Annotated in this window: 25 protein-coding genes; 22 read left to right on the top strand and 3 right to left on the bottom strand. The window is 65.3% G+C overall.

The genetic code is table 11. The features are described 5' to 3' along the window. Nucleotides 1-36 precede the first annotated feature (36 nt). The 9 genes from truB to QRN45_RS13485 all read left to right on the top strand — a co-directional run bounded on the left by truB (nucleotide 37) and on the right by QRN45_RS13485 (nucleotide 9,143). Nucleotides 37-957, top strand: a complete 921-nt coding sequence (truB, locus tag QRN45_RS13445; RefSeq protein ID WP_284763683.1) for a tRNA pseudouridine(55) synthase TruB — start codon at nucleotides 37-39, stop codon at nucleotides 955-957. A 2-nt stretch (nucleotides 958-959) separates the two neighbouring features. Continuing rightward, nucleotides 960-1,313 (top strand): hypothetical protein, encoded by a 354-nt coding sequence (locus QRN45_RS13450; protein WP_078105694.1) that lies wholly within the window; start codon nucleotides 960-962, stop codon nucleotides 1,311-1,313. Between the two features lie 2 nt (nucleotides 1,314-1,315). Further along, nucleotides 1,316-1,765, top strand: coding sequence for a hypothetical protein (locus QRN45_RS13455; protein WP_078105693.1), 450 nt, complete (start codon nucleotides 1,316-1,318; stop codon nucleotides 1,763-1,765). Nucleotides 1,766-1,882: 117 nt separating this feature from the next. Next, entirely contained in the window at nucleotides 1,883-2,866 is a 984-nt protein-coding gene (locus QRN45_RS13460) for a bifunctional riboflavin kinase/FAD synthetase (RefSeq protein WP_264637656.1), read from the top strand. Between the two features lie 9 nt (nucleotides 2,867-2,875). Next, nucleotides 2,876-3,730 carry a tryptophan 2,3-dioxygenase gene (gene kynA / locus QRN45_RS13465; RefSeq protein ID WP_284763684.1) on the top strand — a complete coding sequence of 285 codons (855 nt, stop codon included), beginning with the start codon at nucleotides 2,876-2,878 and terminating at the stop codon, nucleotides 3,728-3,730. Nucleotides 3,731-3,918: 188 nt separating this feature from the next. Then, a complete protein-coding gene (rpsO, locus tag QRN45_RS13470; RefSeq protein ID WP_028266602.1) occupies nucleotides 3,919-4,188 on the top strand; it encodes a 30S ribosomal protein S15 in 270 nt (89 codons plus the stop codon). A 253-nt stretch (nucleotides 4,189-4,441) separates the two neighbouring features. Continuing rightward, nucleotides 4,442-6,694 carry a polyribonucleotide nucleotidyltransferase gene (locus QRN45_RS13475; RefSeq protein WP_284763685.1) on the top strand — a complete coding sequence of 751 codons (2,253 nt, stop codon included), beginning with the start codon at nucleotides 4,442-4,444 and terminating at the stop codon, nucleotides 6,692-6,694. A 153-nt stretch (nucleotides 6,695-6,847) separates the two neighbouring features. Next, nucleotides 6,848-8,191: a M16 family metallopeptidase gene (locus QRN45_RS13480; RefSeq protein WP_078105689.1), complete on the top strand. Its 1,344-nt coding sequence runs from the start codon at nucleotides 6,848-6,850 to the stop codon at nucleotides 8,189-8,191. A 490-nt stretch (nucleotides 8,192-8,681) separates the two neighbouring features. Continuing rightward, nucleotides 8,682-9,143, top strand: a complete 462-nt coding sequence (locus QRN45_RS13485) for a DUF1579 family protein (protein WP_241708790.1) — start codon at nucleotides 8,682-8,684, stop codon at nucleotides 9,141-9,143. A 26-nt stretch (nucleotides 9,144-9,169) separates the two neighbouring features. Here QRN45_RS13485 and QRN45_RS13490 read toward each other — a convergent pair whose 3' ends face one another. The 3 genes from QRN45_RS13490 to moaA form a co-directional block, all read right to left on the bottom strand. Beyond that, nucleotides 9,170-9,463, bottom strand: a complete 294-nt coding sequence (locus QRN45_RS13490) for a hypothetical protein (protein WP_284763686.1) — start codon at nucleotides 9,461-9,463, stop codon at nucleotides 9,170-9,172. An 80-nt stretch (nucleotides 9,464-9,543) separates the two neighbouring features. Then, entirely contained in the window at nucleotides 9,544-9,810 is a 267-nt protein-coding gene (locus tag QRN45_RS13495; RefSeq protein WP_234753108.1) for a MoaD/ThiS family protein, read from the bottom strand. A gap of 4 nt (nucleotides 9,811-9,814) precedes the next feature. Next, complete coding sequence (moaA, locus tag QRN45_RS13500; RefSeq protein ID WP_284763689.1) at nucleotides 9,815-10,945, bottom strand: GTP 3',8-cyclase MoaA; 1,131 nt, start codon at nucleotides 10,943-10,945, stop codon at nucleotides 9,815-9,817. Between the two features lie 179 nt (nucleotides 10,946-11,124). Between moaA and QRN45_RS13505 the strand changes: the two genes are divergently transcribed. From QRN45_RS13505 to QRN45_RS13565, 13 genes are all read left to right on the top strand, one after another. Continuing rightward, a complete protein-coding gene (locus QRN45_RS13505; RefSeq protein ID WP_284763723.1) occupies nucleotides 11,125-11,856 on the top strand; it encodes a response regulator transcription factor in 732 nt (243 codons plus the stop codon). Further along, entirely contained in the window at nucleotides 11,843-13,111 is a 1,269-nt protein-coding gene (locus tag QRN45_RS13510; RefSeq protein WP_284763690.1) for a sensor histidine kinase, read from the top strand. The genes QRN45_RS13505 and QRN45_RS13510 overlap by 14 nt, the downstream gene beginning before the upstream one ends. Continuing rightward, nucleotides 13,108-14,667 carry a molybdopterin-dependent oxidoreductase gene (locus QRN45_RS13515; RefSeq protein WP_284763691.1) on the top strand — a complete coding sequence of 520 codons (1,560 nt, stop codon included), beginning with the start codon at nucleotides 13,108-13,110 and terminating at the stop codon, nucleotides 14,665-14,667. The genes QRN45_RS13510 and QRN45_RS13515 overlap by 4 nt, the downstream gene beginning before the upstream one ends. 41 nt (nucleotides 14,668-14,708) lie before the next feature. Next, complete coding sequence (locus tag QRN45_RS13520; protein WP_284763693.1) at nucleotides 14,709-15,929, top strand: molybdopterin molybdotransferase MoeA; 1,221 nt, start codon at nucleotides 14,709-14,711, stop codon at nucleotides 15,927-15,929. Beyond that, the gene (gene moaC / locus QRN45_RS13525; RefSeq protein WP_284763694.1) at nucleotides 15,917-16,462 is read left to right on the top strand and encodes a cyclic pyranopterin monophosphate synthase MoaC; all 546 of its coding nucleotides are present in this window, start codon (nucleotides 15,917-15,919) and stop codon (nucleotides 16,460-16,462) included. Before QRN45_RS13520 ends, moaC begins: the two co-directional genes overlap by 13 nt. Beyond that, nucleotides 16,459-16,959, top strand: a complete 501-nt coding sequence (locus QRN45_RS13530) for a MogA/MoaB family molybdenum cofactor biosynthesis protein (protein ID WP_284763696.1) — start codon at nucleotides 16,459-16,461, stop codon at nucleotides 16,957-16,959. Before moaC ends, QRN45_RS13530 begins: the two co-directional genes overlap by 4 nt. Next, the gene (locus tag QRN45_RS13535; RefSeq protein ID WP_284763697.1) at nucleotides 16,949-17,404 is read left to right on the top strand and encodes a molybdenum cofactor biosynthesis protein MoaE; all 456 of its coding nucleotides are present in this window, start codon (nucleotides 16,949-16,951) and stop codon (nucleotides 17,402-17,404) included. Before QRN45_RS13530 ends, QRN45_RS13535 begins: the two co-directional genes overlap by 11 nt. Nucleotides 17,405-17,462: 58 nt before the next feature. Continuing rightward, nucleotides 17,463-18,221, top strand: a complete 759-nt coding sequence (gene dapB, locus QRN45_RS13540; protein ID WP_241708807.1) for a 4-hydroxy-tetrahydrodipicolinate reductase — start codon at nucleotides 17,463-17,465, stop codon at nucleotides 18,219-18,221. A gap of 4 nt (nucleotides 18,222-18,225) precedes the next feature. Then, complete coding sequence (locus QRN45_RS13545; RefSeq protein ID WP_078105678.1) at nucleotides 18,226-18,714, top strand: hypothetical protein; 489 nt, start codon at nucleotides 18,226-18,228, stop codon at nucleotides 18,712-18,714. 60 nt (nucleotides 18,715-18,774) lie between these two features. Beyond that, the gene (locus tag QRN45_RS13550; protein WP_241708809.1) at nucleotides 18,775-19,182 is read left to right on the top strand and encodes a hypothetical protein; all 408 of its coding nucleotides are present in this window, start codon (nucleotides 18,775-18,777) and stop codon (nucleotides 19,180-19,182) included. Between the two features lie 23 nt (nucleotides 19,183-19,205). Then, complete coding sequence (locus tag QRN45_RS13555) at nucleotides 19,206-19,481, top strand: nitrilase-related carbon-nitrogen hydrolase (protein ID WP_241708810.1); 276 nt, start codon at nucleotides 19,206-19,208, stop codon at nucleotides 19,479-19,481. Nucleotides 19,482-19,545: 64 nt separating this feature from the next. Beyond that, entirely contained in the window at nucleotides 19,546-20,457 is a 912-nt protein-coding gene (gene dapA / locus QRN45_RS13560; protein WP_078105677.1) for a 4-hydroxy-tetrahydrodipicolinate synthase, read from the top strand. Nucleotides 20,458-20,484: 27 nt separating this feature from the next. Then, complete coding sequence (locus QRN45_RS13565; protein WP_078105676.1) at nucleotides 20,485-22,176, top strand: ribonuclease J; 1,692 nt, start codon at nucleotides 20,485-20,487, stop codon at nucleotides 22,174-22,176. Nucleotides 22,177-22,221: the final 45 nt, after the last annotated feature.

The following is a 22,221-nucleotide window of genomic DNA, read 5'->3' on the forward strand; positions in this document are numbered from 1 at the left end:
CGGGATGCATGCTCCGGCGCGGATATACTGGGAGGCGTGCTTTCTGGACTGGTAATCGTTGACAAGCCGCAAGGATGGACCAGCCACGATGTGGTTGGACGGATGCGGCGACTGGCCGGTACCCGGAAAGTGGGCCATGCGGGGACCCTGGACCCCATGGCCACCGGGGTGCTTGTGCTTGGTATCAACAAGGCGACACGGCTGCTGACGTACATCGTGGGCACCTCCAAGACGTACTCCGCCACCATCCGGCTCGGCGAATCAACCATCACGGACGATGCCGAAGGCGACATCACCGAAAGCCGCAGCGCCGCCGGAGTCACCGAGAACGCCATCCGTGCCGGCGTCGCGCAGCTCAGCGGCGAGATCCAGCAGGTTCCCAGCAGCGTCAGCGCCATCAAGGTCAATGGCGAACGGTCCTACGCGCGTGTCCGTTCCGGGCAAGAGGTCAAGCTCGCCGCCCGGCCCGTGACCATCCACCGTTTCGAGATCCACGCCATCCGGAGGGTCGACGACGGCAGGTTGGTGGACATCGATGGGACCGTCGAGTGCTCCTCGGGCACGTACATCCGAGCCCTGGCCCGCGACCTGGGCGAGGCTCTCGGCGTCGGGGGCCATCTCACAGCGCTTCGCCGGACGCATGTGGGACCGTATTCCCTGGAGCAGGCCCGGACCCTCGAACAGCTTGCCGAGGAACTGGACGTCCTCGACATGTCCGCCGCCGCCCGCGCCCTCATGCCCAACCGGGAGCTGAGCGAGGCCGAAACCACCGAGATCTCCTTTGGCCGCAGGATCGCCGCGGGACCTGCTGCAGGCACCGCCGATGCGGCCACCACCGAAAACCCGGCTGCCGCGTTCTCGCCGTCCGGCGAGCTGGTGGCGTTGTTGGCCGATGCCGGGAGTTTCGCCAAACCCGTCCTCGTGTTCGCCCCCGACAACGAAAAGCAGGTGCATTAGCCATGGACGGATATTTCTACGCCGTCCTGATAGTGGGCTTGCTGTCCTCCATCATTTGCGTCGTGGCGGGCATCATGAAGAAGGCCCCCAACGACGTCACCATACTGTCCGTCGCCGCCGTCGAACTCGTCCTGCTGGTCTATCTGGTGGGATCGATCATCCGTGTGGCGACGGGTGAAAAGATTGCAGGGGAGCCCTGGGAATTCTGGGGCTACATCGTCACGGCACTCATACTCCCTGTCGTCGCGGTGTACTGGTCCATCCTGGAACGGACCCGTTGGAGCAATTTCGTCATGGGCGCCGTGGGCGTCACCGCATTGGTCATGGCGGCCCGCATGAACCAGATTTGGTACTGACATTGGAAGAAGCACACGAAGTGACTGTTGAAAGCACCGAGAAGAAGAACCGGGACACCCGCAACACCGGGCCCGGGAGGCTGCTGATCGCGGTCTACGCGGTTTTCGCGATCTCGGCCACGGCCCGCGCAGGCTATCAGATCTTGACCAAGTTCTCGGACGCTCCCTTGGCCCACATCCTCTCGGCCTTCGCCGCAGTGGTATACATCGTGGCCACGGTGTCCCTCGCGAAGCCGGGCCGCGCGTGGTTCAAGGTGTCGCTGGCAGCCGTCCTCGTGGAGATGCTCGGGGTGGTGGTGGTTGGTGCCATCAGCCTTTTCGATCCTGTGGCCTTCCCGCATGACACCGTGTGGTCGCTGTTCGGACGTGGATACGGCTTTGTGCCGTTGATCCTGCCGGTCCTGGGCCTGCTGTGGCTCTACCGCCGCCGCCCGGCACCGCTCCCGCAGTAGGAATCGAGGCTCCGCAGCCCGCGCATGCCAGCCGCGGGATAGCGGGTAACCTTAGAGAATTCCGGCGCCGGACGAGGCGCCGGGCATAGCGAATACCAGCAGTAAAAGGCGAGGTTGATGGTCCACATCTGGAACGATCCCACCGAGGTCCCCGAGGATTTCGGTCCCAGCGTCGTGACCATCGGCAACTTCGACGGTGTCCATCGCGGACACCAGCAGGTGCTGACCCAACTGTTGCGCACCGCGGAGCAGCACGGCGCGCGGTCCGTCGTCGTGACGTTCGATCCCCACCCGGCGCTGGTCCACCGGCCGGACTCCGCACCGGAGCTCCTGATGGGGCTGCAGGACAAGCTCGATGCCCTGGCCGACACGGGCGTGGACGCTGTCCTCGTCATGAAATACAACCTCACCCTGGCGGCCATGACTCCGGAGGAATTCGTCGTCAACGTCCTGCTGGAGGGGCTTCACGCGGCTCACGTTGTGGTGGGCCATGACCTCCGTTTCGGTGTGGGAAATTCCGGCGACGTCGGCACGATGCAGGAACTGGGCAAGGAACTGGGGTTCGGCGTCCACGTCGTCAATGAGTTCGGCGCGGAGGGCTTTCCAGTGCACGACGACGGCGGCACGGACCGCCGCTGTTCCTCCACCTGGGTGCGCGAGGCCCTTGCCGAAGGCGACGTCGAGACCGCGGCCGCCGTCCTCGGCCGCCCGCACAGGATGCGCGGCGAAGTGGTCCACGGTGCGGCGCGCGGACGTGCCTTGGGCTTTCCCACGGCGAACCTGGACCACGGTTCCACGGGCTACGTCCCTGCGGACGGAATCTACGCCGGCTGGCTCGTGGACGAATCCGGAACCCGCTGGCCCGCCGCGATTTCGGTCGGTTCCAATCCCACGTTCGACGGCGTGAGCCGCCAAGTGGAAGCCCACGTGATCGACCGCCCGGAGGAAGCCGTGGAGGACTTCAACCTCTACGGCCAAACCGTCGTGGTGGAATTCACGGCCAGGCTGCGGGGCATGGTGGCCTACCGCGGACCCGAGGCCCTGGTAGAGCAGATGCGCCTGGACGTCGTGCAGGCCCACGACCTTTTGCTGAGCAAGTAGCCCCGCGCCGTGAGCGTTGAGAAGAACACCCGGCCTCTCGACGAAGGCATCGTCAGGGATTTCAGCTCACGCATGAGCTACGGCTCCTACCTGCAGCTGCCCTTGCTGCTCAGCGCCCAGCAACCCGTCAGCCAACCGGAACACCATGACGAGCTCCTGTTCATCATCCAGCACCAGACCACCGAGCTCTGGCTGAAGCTGGTCCTGCACGAGCTCCGCAGCGCGGCCGCCTGGCTCCGCCAGGACGACCTCGGCTCCGCACTCAAGGCCATCGCACGGGTCAAGCACATCCAGAAGACACTCACCGAGCAATGGTCTGTGCTCGCGACGCTCACACCCACCGAGTACTCCCAGTTCCGGGGCTTCCTGGGCAATGCGTCCGGCTTCCAGTCGAGCCAGTACCGCGCCGTCGAGTTCATCCTCGGCAATAAGAACGCCAAGATATTGCCGGTGTTCGACTCGGATCCGGAGTCCAGGACCGTGCTGGAGGAGCTCCTGCACGCTCCGAGCATCTACGACGAGTTCCTGGCCTACCTGGACCGGCACGGCTACGACGTTCCGCGGTCCGTCCTGGACCGGGACGTCACCCTGGCCCACGAGTTCGCCCCGGAGCTCTTGCCCCTTTTCAAGCACATCTACGAACATGCCGCGGACAATTGGGCGGCGTACGAAGCGTGTGAGGAACTGGTGGACCTGGAAGACAACTTCCAACTGTGGCGCTTCCGGCACCTCCGCACGGTGCAGCGGACCATCGGCATGAAGACCGGAACCGGAGGCTCGAGCGGTGTTTCCTTCCTGAAGAAGGCGCTTGATTTGACGTTCTTCCCGGAGCTTTTCGCCGTCCGGACCGAGATCGGCCAGTGAGCGGACCCTGGCTTTGATGAGGCTCACACGGCAGCTTTCGACAACATTGCCGGGCTGCCGGTAAACTGAGAGATGGATCCGGCTGCAGTCCGTGGCGGCTGGACCTGTTTTGTGTGCGGTCATTGGCACATCACAACCCGGCAGCGAGGCGCTGAATCGGGACGCACGGCACAACTCTAGGAGTTCACGTGGCACTTGAAGCCGCTGTTAAGCAGTCCATCATCGAGGCATACGCAACGTCCAAGGGCGACACTGGTTCGCCGGAGGTTCAGATTGCAGTCCTGACTCAGCGGATCAAGGATCTGACTGAGCACATGAAGGAGCACAAGCACGACTTCCACACCCAGCGCGGTCTGCTGGCCATGGTTGGTCGTCGCAAGCGCATGCTGGGCTACCTCAAGAAGACTGACATTGCCCGCTACCGTGCGCTCATCGAGCGTCTCGGCCTGCGCCGCTAGTTTGACTTCGGGCGGCCCGATCCTCCGCGGAACGGGCCGCCTTTTCTCCATAACTAAATCCAACACTTAACAGGAGTTCAACCGCATCGCGCATTCGCGGTCTTCGGTAGTGATCCCCGGGAAAGCTTTCCATAATGAAGGCGCAGCCCGTGGGTCTCGATCGATGACCGGGTGTCGTACAGGCCAGGAAAAGACGCTGGCCTGGGTCGATGCGGGAGGACTTCCGCTAAACAAGAAACGGAGGTGACTCTCAATGGAGGGTCCCGAAATCCAGTTCTCAGAAGCCATCATCGACAACGGCCGCTTCGGCAAGCGTGTAATCCGCTTCGAAACCGGCCGCCTCGCCAAGCAGGCAGCCGGCGCCGCGATGGTCTACATCGACGAAGACACTGCGCTGCTGTCCGCAACCACCGCAGGCAAGTCCCCGCGTGAAGGCTTCGACTTCTTCCCGCTGACTGTCGACGTCGAAGAGCGCATGTACGCAGCCGGCCGCATCCCGGGCTCGTTCTTCCGCCGCGAAGGCCGCCCGTCCACCGAAGCCATCCTGGCCTGCCGCCTCATGGACCGCCCGCTGCGCCCCGCGTTCGTCAAGGGCCTGCGCAACGAGGTCCAGATCGTCGTCACCGTCCTGGCGATCAACCCGGACGAGCTCTACGACGTCGTGGCCATCAACGCCTCGTCCATGTCCACCCAGCTCTCCGGCCTCCCGTTCTCCGGCCCGATCGGCGGCGTCCGCGTTGCCCTCATCGCCGACGAACAGGGCACCGAGTGGGTTGCCTTCCCGAAGCACTCCCAGCTTGAGAACGCCGTCTTCAACATGGTTGTTGCCGGCCGCATCGCGGGCGACGACGTCGCCATCATGATGGTTGAGGCCGAAGCCACGGACAACTCCTGGAACCTCATCAAGGAACAGGGCGCCACCGCTCCCACCGAAGAGGTCGTTTCCGAAGGCCTCGAGGCCGCCAAGCCGTTCATCAAGGCACTCTGCGAGGCCCAGGCTGACCTGGCCGCCCGCGCCGCCAAGCCGACCGTTGAATTCCCGGTCTTCCTGGACTACCAGGACGACGTCTACGCCGCTGTTGAAGCCGCCGCTGCCGAGAAGCTCGCTTCTGTTTTCCAGATCGCCGACAAGCAGGACCGCGACAACGCCTCCGACGAACTCAAGGACGAAGTCCTTGGCGCCCTCGCCGGCGAGTTCGACGGCCGCGAGAAGGAACTTTCCGCAGCCTTCCGCTCCTTGACCAAGCAGGTTGTCCGCCAGCGCATCCTCAAGGACCAGATCCGGATCGACGGCCGTGGCCTGACGGACATCCGCCAGCTGACCGCCGAGGTAGAGGTCCTGCCCCGCGTTCACGGTTCCGCCATCTTCGAGCGCGGCGAGACCCAGATCATGGGTGTCACCACGCTGAACATGCTCAAGATGGAACAGCAGATCGACTCGCTGTCTCCCGTCACGCGCAAGCGCTACATGCACAACTACAACTTCCCGCCGTACTCCACCGGTGAAACCGGCCGCGTCGGCTCCCCGAAGCGCCGCGAAATCGGCCACGGTGCACTCGCCGAGCGCGCCCTGGTTCCGGTCCTGCCGTCCCGCGAGGAATTCCCGTACGCCATCCGCCAGGTGTCCGAGGCCCTCGGTTCCAACGGTTCGACGTCGATGGGTTCCGTCTGTGCCTCCACGCTGTCCCTGCTCAACGCAGGCGTGCCGCTGAAGGCCGCCGTTGCCGGTATCGCCATGGGCCTGGTTTCCGACCAGGTTGACGGCCAGACCCGCTACGCTGCCCTGACCGACATCCTCGGCGCCGAAGACGCTTTCGGCGACATGGACTTCAAGGTTGCGGGTACCTCCGAGTTCGTCACGGCCATCCAGCTGGACACCAAGCTCGACGGCATCCCCGCATCGGTCCTCGCCGCAGCCCTGAAGCAGGCCCGCGAAGCCCGCCTGCACATCCTGGACGTCATCAACGCCGCGATCGACACTCCGGACGAGCTCTCCGAGTTCGCACCGCGCGTGATCGCCGTCAACATCCCCGTTGACAAGATCGGCGAGGTCATCGGCCCCAAGGGCAAGATGATCAACCAGATCCAGGAAGACACCGGCGCCGACATCTCCATCGAGGACGACGGCACCGTCTACATCGGCGCTACCAACGGTCCGTCTGCAGAAGCAGCACGCGCCGCGATCAACGCCATCGCCAACCCGCAGATCCCGGAAATCGGTGAGCGTTACCTGGGCACGGTCGTCAAGACCACCACCTTCGGTGCGTTCGTTTCCCTGACCCCGGGCAAGGACGGCCTGCTGCACATCTCCGAGCTGCGCAAGCTCGCCAGCGGCAAGCGCGTGGACAACGTCGACGACGTCGTCTCCGTAGGCCAGAAGATCCAGGTCGAGATCACCAAGATCGACGACCGCGGCAAGCTCTCCCTCTCCCCGGTTGTGGCCGAGGAAGAAGGCGCCGCCTCGGAAGAAGCTTCCGCCGAAGAGGCTGAAGTTTCCGCCGAGTAGCCTGAACCGGCAAACACGCGGCAGGACCGGTGGACATGTCCACCGGTCCTGCCCGGTTTAACAATGAATTCCCGTCCCGGGGGCGATCCGCCCGCTGGTACGATTGCAGCCAGATTTGGCACCCATGATTTCCCGCAGAACTGAAAGGTCTTGATGACTGTCGTACCCCTCCCATTGGCGCAGACCGTGCCCGGCGGCGAATTGATCCATGGTGTCGAAGGCGGCTCCGTAGTCCGGCGTTCAGTGCTTCCGGGAGGTGTCCGGGTGCTCACCGAAGCGATGCCCGGGCAGCGTTCGGCAACCATCGGATTCTGGGTGGGAGTCGGCTCCCGGGACGAGGCAGACGGGCAGCACGGCTCCACCCACTTCCTTGAACACCTCCTGTTCAAAGGCACCAAGAAGCGCACAGCCCTGGAGATCGCCTCCGCGTTCGACGAGGTCGGGGGTGAATCGAATGCCGCCACGGCGAAGGAAAGCACGTGCTACTTCGCCCGGGTGCTGGACACGGACCTTCCCATGGCCATCGACGTCATCGCCGACATGATCACCGGCGCCGTGCTGGATCCTGCGGAACTTGAACAGGAACGCGACGTGATCCTAGAGGAAATCGCCATGGACAGCGATGACCCCACCGACGTCGCACACGAAAACTTCGTGGCCGCCGTACTTGGTGTGCACCCGCTGGGTCGCCCGATCGGGGGCACTCCCGCCGCTATCAAGGCCGTGTCCCGCGATTCCGTGTGGGCACACTACCAGCGCTACTACCGGCCGGACGAAATCGTCATCACCGCCGCAGGGGGCCTGGACCACGACGTCGTATGCCGCCTCGTGCTCGATGCCTTGCGGACGGCCGGGTGGGAGCTGAAGGACACCGTTGCCCCAGTTGAGCGCCGCTCCACCGAGCGGGCGGACATCACGGGTACGGCAGGGCTGCATGTCATCAAGCGTCCCGTGGAGCAGGCCAACATCATCATGGGCTGCCCCTCGATCGTGGCCACCGACGATCGCCGCTTCGTGATGAGCGTCCTGAACGCGGTCCTGGGCGGCGGCATGTCCTCGCGCCTCTTCCAGGAGATCCGCGAAAAGCGCGGCCTCGTCTATTCCACGTATTCCTTTGCGTCCGCCTATGCGGACGCAGGCTACTTCGGCATGTACGCCGGCTGCACGCCGTCGAAAGTCAAGCAGGTTCTTGAACTCCTGGGCGCCGAACTGGACAAGCTCGCTGCGGACGGGATCACGGACGAGGAACTGCGCAAGGCCGTAGGGCAATTGTGCGGCGGAATCGTGCTGGCCCTGGAAGATACCGGTTCCCGGATGTCCCGCCTTGGCCGGGCCGAACTCGTCTCCGGCGAATTCCAGGACATCGACGAGACACTGGACCGCATCAAGGCCGTCACCGCCGAGCAGGTCCAGGAACTCGCCCGGGTGCTCGCCGAAGCCCCCCGCACCGTGACCGTCGTCGGGCCCTTCGAGGAAACCGAGACGTTCGGCATCTAAACCGCGCACGCTCCCTAGGGACATGCCCCTCGTTGGAGCCAAGGAGTGGACATAGTCCTGTTATGTCCACTCCTGGCTTGGAACAGGGGGCATGTGCCGTGGTGCACCGTGCACGCTCCCAGGGGACATGCCCCTCGTTGGAGCCAAGGAGTGGACATAGTCCTGTTATGTCCACTCCTGGATTGGAACAGGGGGCATGTGCCGTGGTGCACCGTGCACGCTCCCTAGGGGACATGCCCCTCGTTGGAGCCAAGGAGTGGACATAGTCCTGTTATGTCCAGTCGTGGCTTGGAACAGGGGGCATGTGCCGTGGTGCACCGCGCACGCTCCCAGGGGACATGCCCCTCGTTGGAGCCAAGGAGTGGACATAGTCCTGTTATGTCCAGTCGTGGCTTGGAACAGGGGGCATGTCCGGGTGGGGGAGGCTGGACGCGCCTGCTCGATCGGGAACATGATGGTGACGTATCCATCCCCTTGCGCAGGAGTCGCCATGAACGAGCCCTTGAAGAGTCCTGCACACACTGCGCTGGAGGCGTTCCTGGGGCATTGGCGGGGGAGTACCGAGCTTGCGGCCTCGCCGTGGGGACCTGCCCGGACCGCCGACGCCGAGGTGACGTTCTCACGTGCGGCAGGAGGGTATGCCTTGGTGCAAAGCTACCGGCACATTGAACCCGACGGCACCCATTTCGAAGGGCACGGTGTCTTCACGGTGGACCCCGATCATGGGGACACCATGTGGTACTACGTGGACAGCATGGGCCGGCCACCGGAAGCCCCGGCCCGCGGGCATTGGCAGGACGGCACACTGCGGCTTGAGCGCCGGAGTCCCCGGGGGACTGCGCGGCACACCTTCACGGTGGACGGCGGCGTGCTGACCCATATCGCGGAACTGAGGCTCGGGGATGCCCCGACGTTCAGCCCGTTCATGATCTCTGTCTGCAGGCGCGTCTAAGGCCTACGTCCAGAAGGCACGGCATTTCAGGGGACCTTGGCCTCCATCGACTCAAGGATCCGCGCATCCGGCATGCCGTCGAGCGACGCCGGCCGTTCCGGTCCAGTCCACACTTTGATCCGCAAGGTGTTCAGCATTGATTCAGCTTGCTCCCGTTCAGCGAAATCAAGCTCGATCAGGACCCGCTGCGAATCGTCGACGGGCCTGGATACCCGGTAGGAGACGACGCCTGAGCCGGCGCGGTCTGCCGGATCCGAGTCGAATGACCGCTTCCATGCGCCGAAGTCGTTCACAGCGTGTTCGATCAGGAGGGTGTACATGGCTGTTCCTTTGCTGTTGCGCGGATAGCCATAGCGTAGGCTCCTCGGACCCGGGGAACCACCCTTCGGCCGTGGCCGGCTCAGCCTCCGGCAAACGGTGGGAGGACGTCGACGACGTCGTCCGCGCCGAGGGCGGCCGAACGGTCGCGAACTGCTACCTCGTTGCGCAGGAAGCTGCTGCGCGAAATGATCCGGGCCAGGGGCGGTGTTCCAGCCGGTGGTTCCGGACGTTCGACGGCGAGCACAGCCGCGATCAGCCCGTCCAGGCCGGTCCCTTCCGGAAGGTCGTGGTGTTCCTCTTCGACGCCTGCCGCGGCGCGCGCGGCAGCGAAGTATCGTACGAGCAAAGCCTCAGCCTCCGATGGCGCTCATGCTGCGGTCCGGCTGCACGAAGTCGGGTGCGCCGAGGCCGGTGTGGTCCATGCCGTGCGCCTTGGGTTTGATCCACATGGCGTCCTGCCAGCGTTGGGCGAGCTCCTCGTCATCCGCTCCGGAGCGAAGCAGTCCCAACAGGTCGAATTCCTCGCGGGAGAACAAGCAGCTCATGATCTTACCTTCGGCGGTGATCCTTGTGCGCCGGCAATCGGAACAGAACGGCTCGGTGACGGAGGCGATGATGCCGACGGTGCCCAGGAGCGGCCCGGTGGCGTCGGCGGATGCCGGGTTCCGCCGTCGTACTTCGAACCGTTCCGCAGGTGCGCCGTCGCGTTCGCGCGGGTCCGGGCTCAGCACGAAGTCGCGGGAAAGCAGTTCACGGATCTCGGCGGCGGTGATCATGTCCCGCCGGGTCCAACCGTGATCGGCGTCCAGCGGCATTTGCTCAATGAAGCGCAGTTCATAGCCGCGCTCCACTGCCCAGGCCAGGAGGTCGGGGGACTCGGCGTCGTTGATTCCGCGCATGAGGACGGCGTTGATCTTGACCGGGCCCAGGCCCGCGGCCCAGGCGGCATCGACGCCGGCCAGCACCTTGTCGAGGAAAGGACGCCTGGTCAGCTTCGTGAAGGTTTCTTCGTGGAGGGAGTCGAGGGACACGTTGATGCGCGAGAGCCCTGCCTCCTTGAGCGCCGGCGCCTTCTTGTCGAGTCCGACGCCGTTGGTGGTCATGGAGATCGGCAGCTCGGGGTGCGCCGCACGGAGGGCTGAGATGATATCCACCAGGTCGGCGCGTACCAAGGGCTCGCCTCCTGTGAGGCGCAATTCGCGGACCCCGAGTTGTTCGACGCCGATCCGCACCAGCCGGACAATCTCGGCGGCGGTCATGACGGCCTGTTTGGACAACCATTCGAGGCCCTCGGCAGGCATGCAGTACGTGCATCGGAGGTTGCATTTGTCGGTCAGGGACAAACGCATGTCGGTGGCCCGGCGTCCGTATCGGTCGAACAAGCCCGCGGGAGTTCCGGCAGGGCGCGCCGGGGGTGCAGACACGCTGCTTCCCGTCCCGTCGCCCGTGGGGGGCAACGGCATGCCTAGCTGAACACTCATGGGTTCAGGCTACGCCAGCCACGGCCCAAGCGTGATATCGCCCACGGGTCACGTTCGTCGGCTGCCCGCCGCGGAGTGCACCGAACAGCCCGACTTCTTACGGAATACATACGGTTCGCAGGGACGTGCCCGGAACACATCCCGCCGGCACAATGCGAATCTATGCTGAAGGTGTGAACATGCAGCCCGCCCCGCACGCTGCCGACGTCGGCAATCGCCGCATTCTTCTGGTCGAAGACGAACAGACCATCGCCGATGTCGTCCGGGACTACCTGGTCCAAGCAGGCTTCCAAGTCGATCTCGCCGGCGACGGCTTCACCGCGTTGAGCCTCGCGGCCGCCAGGCGGCCCGACCTTGTCATCCTGGACCGGATGCTGCCCGGACTCGACGGCGTGGAAGTGTGCCGCAGGCTGCGCCTGGCCATGAGCGTCCCGATCATCATGGTCACCGCCCTCGGCACGGAAGACGACCGGATCCTGGGCCTGGAAACCGGAGCGGACGACTACGTCACCAAGCCTTTCTCTCCCCGCGAGCTGGTGCTCCGGGTGAAGTCCGTGCTGCGCCGGAGCATCCGGGAATTCAGCCCCGAACCTCCCGTGGAGCTCGCCGGCTTCGAACTGGACCCGGCCTCGCGCACAGTGCTCCAGGATGGCAAACCGCTGATGCTTACGGCGCGTGAGTTCGATCTGCTCGCGTTCTTGCTGCGCCGGCCCAACCAGGTGTTCAGCCGCGAGGATCTCATCAAGGCAGTGTGGGGATGGGACTTCGGGGACTTGTCCACCGTGACGGTCCACGTCCGCCGCTTGCGCGAAAAGATCGAGGACAACCCCACCACCCCGGTGTTGCTCAAGACGGTCTGGGGAGTCGGCTACCGCCTTGACGCGAAGGACGGTGGACATGCAGACAGCTGAAATGTTCACGATCCTGGGCTGGATGCTGCTGTGGGCTGTCCTCATCGGCGCCTTGACCCTCGCCTTGCTGCGTTTCCTGCGCGGCGCGTCGATCCTGGTGCAGATCTGCCTCGTGGTGGTGGCCACCGTTGCCGTCCTCGTGGCAGGGATGGTGAGCGCCTTCAATGCGATGTTCATTTCCGCTGTGGATCTCGAAGTCATGTGGTACATCCTCGGGGTGGCCTCGGTGGTCGCCATAGCGATTTCCCTTGTCCTGGGGGCCGGGGTGTCCCGCAACGCCATCCGGCTGGTGGCGGCAACGCGGCGCCTGGGCAGCGGAGAAGCCCTCGACGGCTCGTTCCTGCCGCAACCAGGATCGCGTCGGGCCGGGCCTGCCATGAACTCCGAGCTCGCCCAGCTCGCCCAGGAACTCGAAGCCAGCAGCATCAAGCTCGAAGAATCCCGACGCCGGGAGGCCGCCGTCGAAACCGCGCGCCGCGAACTGGTCTCCTGGATCTCACACGACCTCCGGACCCCCCTGGCCAGCATGCGGGCCATGGCCGAAGCGTTGGAAGACGGCATGGCGTCCGACATCCCCGCGTACTATCGCAAGATCATCGACCAGACGGACCAGATGGCGGTCATGGTCAACGACCTCCTGGAACTGTCCAAAATCCAGGCGGGAACGCTCCGGCTGAGCGCAGAATCCCTGGACCTCTACGACCTGGTGAGCGACGCTATTGCCGATCTCACGCCCCTCGCCGCGCAACGCGGGATCCGGCTCGACGGCGGCGGGGACCGCGAGTGCATGGCTGTCGCGGACGGCCCCAGCCTGGGAAGGGCCGTCCGGAACGTGCTGCTCAACGCGGTCATCTACAGCCGGCCCGACGGCGGGGTGCTGGTTCGCGTCGGACGCGACGGAAGCGACGCCGTCGTCGATGTCGTCGACAGCTGCGGCGGCATCGACGACGGGGACCTCGCCCACGTTTTCGAGACCGGTTGGCAAAAGGACCGTTCCAGGGGAGCAGGAAAGCCCGTCGAAGGGGAAGCGCCGCGATACAGCGGGGCCGGCGTAGGGCTCAGCATGGTGGCCGGCATCGTGAAGGCCCACGGGGGCACCGTCACGGTGGCGAACACAGGCGAGGGTTGCTGTTTCACGCTCCGCCTTCCGTCGGGTGCCCCGGCAAGCGCATCCCGCACCGAGAGATCTCCGATACAGACAGTTCCCGCGGACACCATTCCGGCAAAGAGCCATAAACAGGCAGGCACACCATGAGCAGGACCACTTCGAAGAAAGCCAGTACCAGGACGGCCGTCCGGTGGGCGGCGGCGTGTGGCGTGGCGGCCATCGGGCTCGGGGTGGCGGCCGGCGAACTGCTGGCCGGTTTCCTGAGCCCGTCCGTCTCGCCCGTCACCGCATTGGGCGGGGTAGTGATCGACGCCGTGCCGGGTTGGGCCAAGGAACTGGCCGTCAACCTCTTCGGCACGTCCGACAAATTGGCCCTGATCGTCAGCATCGCCTTGGTGACCGTAGTCCTCGCCGCGGTCGCCGGCCTCCTGGAGTATCGGCGAAAGGGAGCGGGACTGGCGCTCGCCTTGCTCGCTGGAGCAGCGGGACTGGCTGCCGTGCTGACCCGGGCCCAGGCCGCGCCCACAGCGGCGGTCGCCCCCGTCGTGGCCACCATGGTCACCATGCTTTTCCTCCGGCTCCTGATCCAGCGCCTCGAAACCTGGCGCCCCGTGCCCGAGGCGGCGGACATGCCATTGGCCCGCCGAAGCTTCATGCAATTGCTCGGTGGAACCGCGATCGCTGCGGTCGCCGTCGGGATCGTCACGACCCTCGTGCGGAGGGCCGGAACGGTGGCATCGGACTTCCGCAACGGCTTGGCACTACCCGCCCCGGTGACTCCTCCGGAAAAGATTCCCGACGGCGCCGCGCTCACCTTGGCGGGGCTTCAGCCGCTCGTCACGCCGAACCCCGACTTCTACCGGATCGACACTGCCCTGATCCCGCCGGCCGTGAATCCGCCGGACTGGACCCTCAAAGTGACCGGCCTGGTGGAGCGCGAAGTCACCTTGGATTTCGCCACGCTGCTCACCAAACCGATGATCGAGCGCTACGTGACCATCGCTTGCGTGTCCAACGAAGTAGGCGGAGACCTGATCGGCAACGCACTCTGGCTCGGCTGGCCGGTCCGCGAACTCCTCGCCATGGCCGGACCCAAGCCCGGGGCGGACATGGTGCTGTCCCGCAGCACGGACGGCTGGACCGCCGGAACCCCCCTCGAAGCGCTCACCGACAATCGGGACGCGCTCCTCGCCGTCGGAATGAACGGCGAACCCCTGCCGATCGAGCACGGCTTCCCCGTCCGGATGATCGTCCCCGGCCTCTACGGATATGTTTCGGCCACCAAATGGCTGACGGAACTGAAGGTCACCCGTTTCGCCGACGACCAAGGCTACTGGGTACCGCGCGGGTGGAGCGACCACGGTCCCGTCAAGACGCAGTCCCGCATCGACGTGCCCCGGGACGGCCGCTCGGTCAAGGCCGGAACGGTCCAGTTCGGCGGTGTCGCGTGGGCCCAACACCGTGGAGTTTCCAGGGTGGAGGTGCGCGTCGACCGCGGCACTTGGCAGGAAGCCAAACTCGCGCCGGGGATCTCCTCGGACACGTGGTACCAATGGCAGCTGGGACTTGAGTTGGGCGCCGGGAACCATGAAGTCCAGGTCCGTGCCACTGACTCCACGGGTACCCCGCAGCCAGAAGCCCAAACTCCCGTAGCCCCGGACGGCGCGACGGGGTTCCACACCATCCACGTCACCGCCAACTAGGCTGTGTAGGTCTCAGCGAAAACAACCCGGGAGGAACACTCGTGGCACGATCCGTCGCAGCCCACCGCCAAGCCGTCCAGGATCTGCTGTCCGGGCTCGCAGGCAACGACCGCGCCGAAGAGCTGCCGCTGATGGGGGCGCTCGGCCGGGTACTGGCCGCCGACGTCGTGGCCCCGCTCAACCTGCCGCCGTTCGCCAACTCCCAGATGGACGGTTTTGCCGTCTGCTCAGCGGATCTGGCACCGCACGCAGGGAGCGACGCCGGTGCGGAACTGACGGTCGTGGATCCCGTGCCTGCCGGCGCGGCACCGGTCCGGCTCATGCCCGGCACCGCAGCCCCGATCATGACCGGCGCCATGATGCCCGAAGGGGCGGACGCCGTCGTGCCCATCGAACAGGCAGTGCCTGATGTCTTTCCCGTCTCCGGTGTCCCATCAACCGTCCGCCTTCCCACCACGGAGCCCGGAACGTTCGTCCGCGACGCCGGGAGCGACATCACCGCCGGAACTGTCGCCTTGCGCGCGGGAACGGCCCTCGGACCCGGGCAATTGGGGCTGCTCGCCGCCCTGGGGATGACCGCCGTCGAGGTCCGCACGCCGGTGCGCGTGCTTCTGGTCACCACCGGCGATGAAGTGGTGGAACCCGGTACGTCCCTGCCGGAAGGCAAGATCTACGATTCCAACGGAACCCTGCTCGAAGCCGCCATGCTGCAGTCCGGCCTCCACGTCACGCGGACGGGAATCAGCGGCGACAATCCCACCGAGCTGCTGGCGCTCCTCCGCGGCCTGGGCGGCACCGTCGATCTCATCATCAGCACCGGGGGCGTCAGCAAGGGCGCCTACGAAGTGGTCCGGCAGGCCATGATGGACCAGCCGGTCGAATTCGTGTCGGTGGCCATGCAACCCGGCGGCCCCCAAGGGATCGGAACGTTCGACGGCTTGCCCTTCCTGGGATTCCCGGGCAATCCCGTGAGCTGCCTCGTGTCCTTCGAGATGTTCCTTCGCCCTGCGCTCGCCGCCGTCGTCGGCAGTCCCGCATTGCGGCCGAGCCTGCGGGCCCGCCTCTCGGAGTCTTTGACCTCGCCCGCCGGCAAGCACCAGGTCCGCCGTGGCACTCTTCTTCCCGGCGGAACGGTCAGGCTGGAAGGGGGCGCCGGCTCCCACCTCATCCATGCGCTCGCCAACTCGAACGCGCTGGTCCACGTGCCCGCAGCCGTCACGGAACTCGACGCCGGAGCGGAAGTGGAAGTATGGATGTTGTGAATGACACTCCAGAACCCGCCGGCATCGGCGGCGCGCTTACGCATCTGCGCCAGGACGGAACAGCCCAAATGGTCGATGTCTCCGACAAGGCCGTGACCACTCGGGAGGCAACCGCGACAGCCACCGTCCACAGCACGTCCGAGGTACTTGCCCTGCTCGGAGCGGGTGAGCTTCCGAAAGGCGATGCCCTTGCCGTAGCGCGCGTCGCCGGCATCATGGCAGCCAAGAAGACGCCCGAACTCATCCCGCTGTGCCACCCGCTGCCGATTTCCAAGGTCACCGTGGACTTCGAACTCGGCCCGGACGCGGTGGTTGTCCTGGCAACGGTGAAGACCCGGGGCGTCACGGGCGTGGAAATGGAAGCCTTGACTGCGGCATCGGTGGCCGCCTTGAGCGTCTACGACATGATCAAGGCAGTGGACAAGCACGCGGTCATCAGCGGCATCCAAGTGCTGGCCAAGAGCGGCGGAAAGAGCGGCGACTGGGCCGTTCCCGCCTCCTCCGGTGCCCCTGGCGAAGGAGTACGCGCATGAACGCCTGCGAACCGGGCCGCGGCCCGCGGAAGGCCGGCGTCGTCATTGCGTCCAACCGCGCGGCGGCCGGAATCTACGAGGACAAGACCGGCCCGGTGATCCTGGACTGGTTGGTCGAACATGGCTACGAGACCTTTCCGGTCATGGTGGTGCCGGATGGTGAGCCCGTCGGTGCCGCCATCCGCGCCCTGCTGACCCAGGAACCTGCCGTCGTCATTACGAGCGGCGGCACGGGGCTGAGCCCCGACGATCGCACTCCGGAAGTGACGCTGCCTTTGTTGGACCGCGAAATTCCGGGCCTCATGGAAGGCATCCGCCGAGCCGGAGCCGCCAAGACTCCCATGGCAATGCTGAGCCGGGGCCATGCAGGCGCAGCCGGCAAGACGTTCATCGTGAATCTGCCGGGTTCACCGAAAGGCGTGATGGACGGCCTCGCCGTTCTTGATCCCGTCATCGCCCACCTTTGCGATCAGTTGGAGGGAAGCCATGACCACTGAAACCGACTTCGAAATCATCAGCGCGATCCTCAGCGCAGGGCCGATTTCCGCGGACCAGGCCATAGCAGCCGTGGAGTCGGATACCGCGGGAGCGGTAGTGAGCTTCAGCGGTGTGGTCCGGAACCACGACGGCGGCAAGCCCGTCGACCGGCTCAGCTACAGCGCCCACCCCACTGCGCACCAGGTCATGGCCGACGTCGTCGCGAAGCTCGTGGCGGAACACTCGGGAGAGGCTGCCCGGCCGGTCCGTATCTGGGCAGCACACAGGATCGGCATGCTGGAGATTGGCGAACCCGCGCTGGTCTGCGCCGTTGCCGCAGCACACCGCGGACAAGCCTTCGCCGTGTGCTCGGAGCTTGTGGACAGGATCAAGGCCAACGTGCCTATCTGGAAGGAACAGTTCTTCAGCGACGGCACGGTCGAGTGGGTCGGGGCAGGGGAGTAGCCGAGGGCTTCCCGTCGACTCCACGTTGGGGTGTGCGCGGCCCGGTAGGGTTAAGGGCATGACCGAACAACTTGCTGTCGCCGTGCTGGGCGCCCAGGGGCGCATGGGTATCGAAGCCGTCAAAGCGGTGGAGGCAGCCGCCGACATGAAGCTCGTCGCGGCGCTCGGCCGCGGCGATTCCCTTGATACCCTGCTCGACGCCGGTGCGAAATATATCGTCGACCTCACCGTTCCGGACAGCACCGAAGCGAACGTCCGCTTCGCCGTCGAACACGGCATGCATGCCGTCGTGGGCACCACCGGCTGGGACGCCGCACGGCTCGCGGCCTTGCGCGGCCTGCTTTCCGCGAACCCGGAGTCGGGTGTCCTCATCGCCCCCAACTTCGCGCTCGGATCCGTCCTCGCCTCGGCCTTCGCCGCCACAGCCTCCAAGTATTTCGAATCGGTGGAAATCATCGAGCTGCACCACCCGGACAAGGTGGACGCTCCCTCGGGCACAGCCGTCCGCACGGCCCAGCTCATTGCCGCCGCCCGCGAAGATGCCGGCGTCCCGGCAAGCCCGGACGCCACGAACAGCGCCCTTGCCGGTGCCCGCGGTTGCGAGGTAGACGGAGTCCGGGTCCACAGCGTCCGTTTGCGTGGACTCGTGGCACACCAGGAAGTGCTCCTCGGCGGTCCGGGAGAGCAACTGACCATCCGCCACGATTCCTTCGACCGGGCGGCCTTCATGCCCGGCGTCTTGCTGGGACTGCGCAATGTGGCGTCCCACCCCGGGCTGACCGTCGGCCTGGACGGCTATCTGGACCTGGGGCTGTAGGCGCATGGGCTCGCTCTGGAACGCATTCAAGGAAAACCGCACCAAGATCTGGGTGGGCGCCGTCACCCTGTTGCTGGTTCTCTACCTCGTGGTCACTTTCGAACGCTCGATCCTGCTGCTCAGTGACGCGAACCTGGTTGCCAAGGGAATCGGCGCCGCCTATCTGGTGCTTCCCGTCATTGGAGCGTGGGCACTGATCCGCGAGCTTGTCTTCGGTGCGCGCACCGAGAAGATGGCCAAGGTGCTCGAAGCCGAGGGCGGGCTGCCGGTGGACAACCTGCCCCGGACACCCGGGGGCCGCATTGTGCGTGCCGCGGCGGACGCCGAGTTTGAGAAGTACCGCGTGGAGGCCGAGGCCGCCCCGGAGGACTGGCGTTCCTGGTTCCGGCTCAGCTGCGCGTATGACGCCGCCGGCGACCGGAAGCGCGCGAGGGAATCGATGCGCGACGCCGTCCGTCTCTTCCGCACCGAGCCCACCGCCGCGGAGCGGTAGCGGCTGGCGGCTCGAAGCAAACGCCTTGTGTTCGAATATATGTTCGAATACCATGGCTGCATGAACGATCCCTCGAAGCGGCCGAACGGCTATCCCCAAGGCCTGGACGGGCCCATGAAGGCGATGAGCCCGGGCGTCGTCGATTTCCTCTTCCGGCAGCTTGTGGCGGGGGAGCCTCCTGAAGACGTGGAGTGGCGTCGCGAGGGAACGGTTCTGGGCGAACAGCAACCGGGTGCCGAACTCGCCCGGCGGCTCGCGGAGACCGACCTTGAATCATTGACCCCCGTCGAATTGTTCGACTATGTGCGGGCTGCCCAGCGGCTCGGGGCGTGGGCGGACCGCTTGCGCGAGTCGGCGGTTGCCCGATATTGCTCACCGGAGACAGCCGCGAAGCCCGGAGGCCAGTATCCGGGCAACTCGGCGACGTTCGGGGGCGGCCGCTCCGGCTGCCAAAGCGGCCCCGCCTAAAGGCGCTGATCTAGGATAGCTGGGTGAATTCCGCCCTGACAGTTGCCGCCATTCAATACGAAGCGCTCGACGGCGGTGTGCCCGCCAACGTGCCGGAACACGCGCGCCTTATCGAGGATGCCCATTCGCGGGGCGGCCGCCTTGTCGTCTTCCCGGAGTTGTCGCTGACAGGCTATGACCTCGAGCTGTACGGCGCCGAGGAAGCCTGGGTGACCCAAGGGGATCCGAGGCCGAGGCGGGAGCGGACCTCTATGCCGTCTCCGCCGTCTACGTATGAGGCCTTGCTCCCATTTCGCTGAATTTGACGACCATCACGCGGGCCCCATTCTCCCAACCCGTGGCCGACAGGGTAACGTTTTTCATATGTCTGACTCTCGTGCGAACGTTCCTGCTCTCGGTACCCTTCTGACCGCCATGGTCACCCCGTTCACCAAGGACGGCGAAGTTGACTACAAGCAGGCAGCTGAACTGGCAGTCAAGCTCGTCGACGACGGCTGCGATGGCCTGGTCGTCACCGGAACAACCGGGGAGACATCAACCCTCACCGACGAGGAAAACCTCGGCATGTTCCGCGCTGTGAAGGAAGCTGTGGGCGGTCGCGCGGCAATCATCGCGGGCACGGGAACCAATGACACCGCGCACTCGGTGCACCTCTCCCAGGAAGCCGCGAAGCTCGGCGTCGACGGACTCCTGATCGTCACCCCGTACTACAACAAGCCAAGCCAAGCCGGGGTCCGGGCGCACTTCGAGACCATTGCGTCCGCAACCGAGCTTCCCGTCATGCTCTACGACATTCCCGGGCGCTCCTCCATCCAGATCGCACCGGAGACCATGATCGGCCTCGCGTCGCACCCCAACATCGTCGCCGTCAAGGATGCCAAAGCCGACTTCGCCGCGGCAACGCGCGTTATGGCAGAAACCGACCTCCTTTTCTACTCGGGCGACGACGGCCTCACCCTCCAGTGGATGGCCATGGGCGCGGTGGGCCTGATTGGCGTTACCACCCATGTCGTCACCCGCCGTTTCCGTGAGCTGATCGACGCCATCAACGCGAACGACCTCGGTACGGCGCGCAAGATCAACTTCGAACTCGAGCCCGTGGTCCGCGCAACCATGACCCGGGTCCAAGGCGCCGTCGCCGCCAAGCAAATTCTTAAATGGCAGGGAGTCCTGCCCAACTCGGTTGTCCGTTTGCCCCTCGTGGAGCCGGACGCCGCCGAGATCGCAATCATCCGCGAGGACTTGGCGGAAGCTGGAATGGACTTCACTGTCTAGGACGATTCCGCCGGAAAGTAGCGCATTATGACCCAAACCGCCCTTCCCGGACTTGTCACCCCGCCCAAACTTCCGCAGGGAACACTTCGGATCGTGCCCCTTGGCGGGCTGGGGGAGATCGGCCGCAACATGGCCGTTTTCGAAATCAACGGCAAGCTGCTGGTGGTTGACTGCGGCGTGCTCTTCCCTGAAGAGACACAGCCGGGTGTTGACCTGATCCTGCCGGATTTCTCGTACATCGAGGACAGGCTGGACGACGTAGTCGCCATCGTCCTGACCCACGGCCATGAGGACCACATCGGCGCTGTGCCGTACCTTCTGCGCCTGCGTCCGGACTTGCCGTTGGTCGGTTCCCAGCTGACGCTTGCCCTCGTGGAAGCCAAGCTCCAGGAACACCGGATCAAGCCGTACACGCTCACGGTCACTGAACGTCAGGTGGAGCAGTTCGGCCCCTTCGAATGCGAATTCGTCGCCGTCAACCACTCCATTCCGGATGCCTTGGCCGTCTTCATCCGCACCGCCGGCGGCAACGTGCTGCACACGGGCGACTTCAAAATGGACCAGTTGCCCCTCGACGGCCGCATCACGGACCTGCGCCACTTCGCCCGCCTGGGTGAAGAAGGGGTGGACCTGTTCATGGCCGACTCCACCAACGCGGATGTCCCCGGCTTCACCACGGCGGAAAAGGAGATCGGTCCCACCTTGGACCGGTTGTTCGGCCAGGCCAGGAAGCGGATCATTGTCGCCTCCTTCTCCTCCCATGTGCACCGGGTGCAGCAAGTGCTTGACGCCGCCGCCAAGCATGGCCGCAATGTCGCCTTCGTGGGCCGGTCCATGGTCCGCAACATGGCCATCGCCGCGAAGCTGGGCTACCTTGACGTCCCGCCGGGCATCCTCGTGGACATCAAGAACATCGACAACCTGCCGGACCACCGCGTGGTGCTCATGTCCACGGGCTCCCAGGGCGAACCCATGGCGGCACTGTCCCGGATGGCCAACGGTGACCACCGCGTGGTTGTCGGCCAGGGTGACACCGTCATTCTTGCCTCCAGCCTCATCCCCGGCAACGAAAACGCGGTCTACCGGATCATCAACGGACTGCTCAAGCTGGGCGCCGACGTCGTCCACAAGGGCAACGCCAAAGTGCACGTCTCCGGCCACGCCGCCGCGGGCGAACTGCTCTACTGCTACAACATCCTCAAGCCCCTGAACGCGATGCCTGTGCACGGCGAAACCCGGCACCTCATCGCCAACGGCAACCTGGCGGAGGAATCCGGCGTGCCCTCGGACCGCGTCATCCTCAGCGACAACGGCACGGTCATCGACGTCAGGGACCACAAGGCCAATGTGGTGGGCCAGGTGGAAGTCGGCTTCGTCTACGTGGACGGCTCCAGCGTGGGTGAAATCACCGACGCCGACCTCAAGGACCGCAGGATCCTCGGCGACGAGGGTTTCATCTCCGTTATCACCGTGATCAACCGGACCACCGGCAAGATCGTCTCGGGCCCCGAAATCCACGCCCGCGGCGTGGCGGAGGATGATTCCGTGTTCGATGAGATCATCCCCAAGATCAACGCGGCCCTCGAAGACGCCGTGCTGCACCACGCGGACCATACCAACCACCAGCTCCAGCAAGTGGTCCGCCGGGTGATCGGCACGTGGGTCAACCGCAAGCTTCGCCGCCGCCCCATGATCATCCCGTTGGTTTTGGAAGCTTAACCGGGACGGTGACGCCTCCGAACAGCCCGGTTCAGACGAACCGGG

Source organism: Arthrobacter sp. efr-133-R2A-63, assembly GCF_030209795.1.
Taxonomy (GTDB): domain Bacteria; phylum Actinomycetota; class Actinomycetes; order Actinomycetales; family Micrococcaceae; genus Arthrobacter; species Arthrobacter bambusae_A.

Coding starts and splice junctions, on each gene's coding strand:
- QRN45_RS13490 (WP_284763686.1), bottom strand. CDS start 9,463: ATGTACACCCTCCTGATCGAACACGCTGTGAACGACTTCGGCGCATGG.
- QRN45_RS13545 (WP_078105678.1), top strand. CDS start 18,226: ATGGGCTCGCTCTGGAACGCATTCAAGGAAAACCGCACCAAGATCTGG.
- moaA (WP_284763689.1), bottom strand. CDS start 10,945: ATGAGTGTTCAGCTAGGCATGCCGTTGCCCCCCACGGGCGACGGGACG.
- QRN45_RS13550 (WP_241708809.1), top strand. CDS start 18,775: ATGAACGATCCCTCGAAGCGGCCGAACGGCTATCCCCAAGGCCTGGAC.
- QRN45_RS13535 (WP_284763697.1), top strand. CDS start 16,949: ATGACCACTGAAACCGACTTCGAAATCATCAGCGCGATCCTCAGCGCA.
- dapB (WP_241708807.1), top strand. CDS start 17,463: ATGACCGAACAACTTGCTGTCGCCGTGCTGGGCGCCCAGGGGCGCATG.
- QRN45_RS13505 (WP_284763723.1), top strand. CDS start 11,125: ATGCAGCCCGCCCCGCACGCTGCCGACGTCGGCAATCGCCGCATTCTT.
- QRN45_RS13460 (WP_264637656.1), top strand. CDS start 1,883: ATGGTCCACATCTGGAACGATCCCACCGAGGTCCCCGAGGATTTCGGT.
- QRN45_RS13510 (WP_284763690.1), top strand. CDS start 11,843: ATGCAGACAGCTGAAATGTTCACGATCCTGGGCTGGATGCTGCTGTGG.
- dapA (WP_078105677.1), top strand. CDS start 19,546: ATGTCTGACTCTCGTGCGAACGTTCCTGCTCTCGGTACCCTTCTGACC.
- moaC (WP_284763694.1), top strand. CDS start 15,917: ATGGATGTTGTGAATGACACTCCAGAACCCGCCGGCATCGGCGGCGCG.
- QRN45_RS13485 (WP_241708790.1), top strand. CDS start 8,682: ATGAACGAGCCCTTGAAGAGTCCTGCACACACTGCGCTGGAGGCGTTC.
- QRN45_RS13450 (WP_078105694.1), top strand. CDS start 960: ATGGACGGATATTTCTACGCCGTCCTGATAGTGGGCTTGCTGTCCTCC.
- QRN45_RS13480 (WP_078105689.1), top strand. CDS start 6,848: ATGACTGTCGTACCCCTCCCATTGGCGCAGACCGTGCCCGGCGGCGAA.
- QRN45_RS13515 (WP_284763691.1), top strand. CDS start 13,108: ATGAGCAGGACCACTTCGAAGAAAGCCAGTACCAGGACGGCCGTCCGG.
- QRN45_RS13475 (WP_284763685.1), top strand. CDS start 4,442: ATGGAGGGTCCCGAAATCCAGTTCTCAGAAGCCATCATCGACAACGGC.
- QRN45_RS13530 (WP_284763696.1), top strand. CDS start 16,459: ATGAACGCCTGCGAACCGGGCCGCGGCCCGCGGAAGGCCGGCGTCGTC.
- QRN45_RS13565 (WP_078105676.1), top strand. CDS start 20,485: ATGACCCAAACCGCCCTTCCCGGACTTGTCACCCCGCCCAAACTTCCG.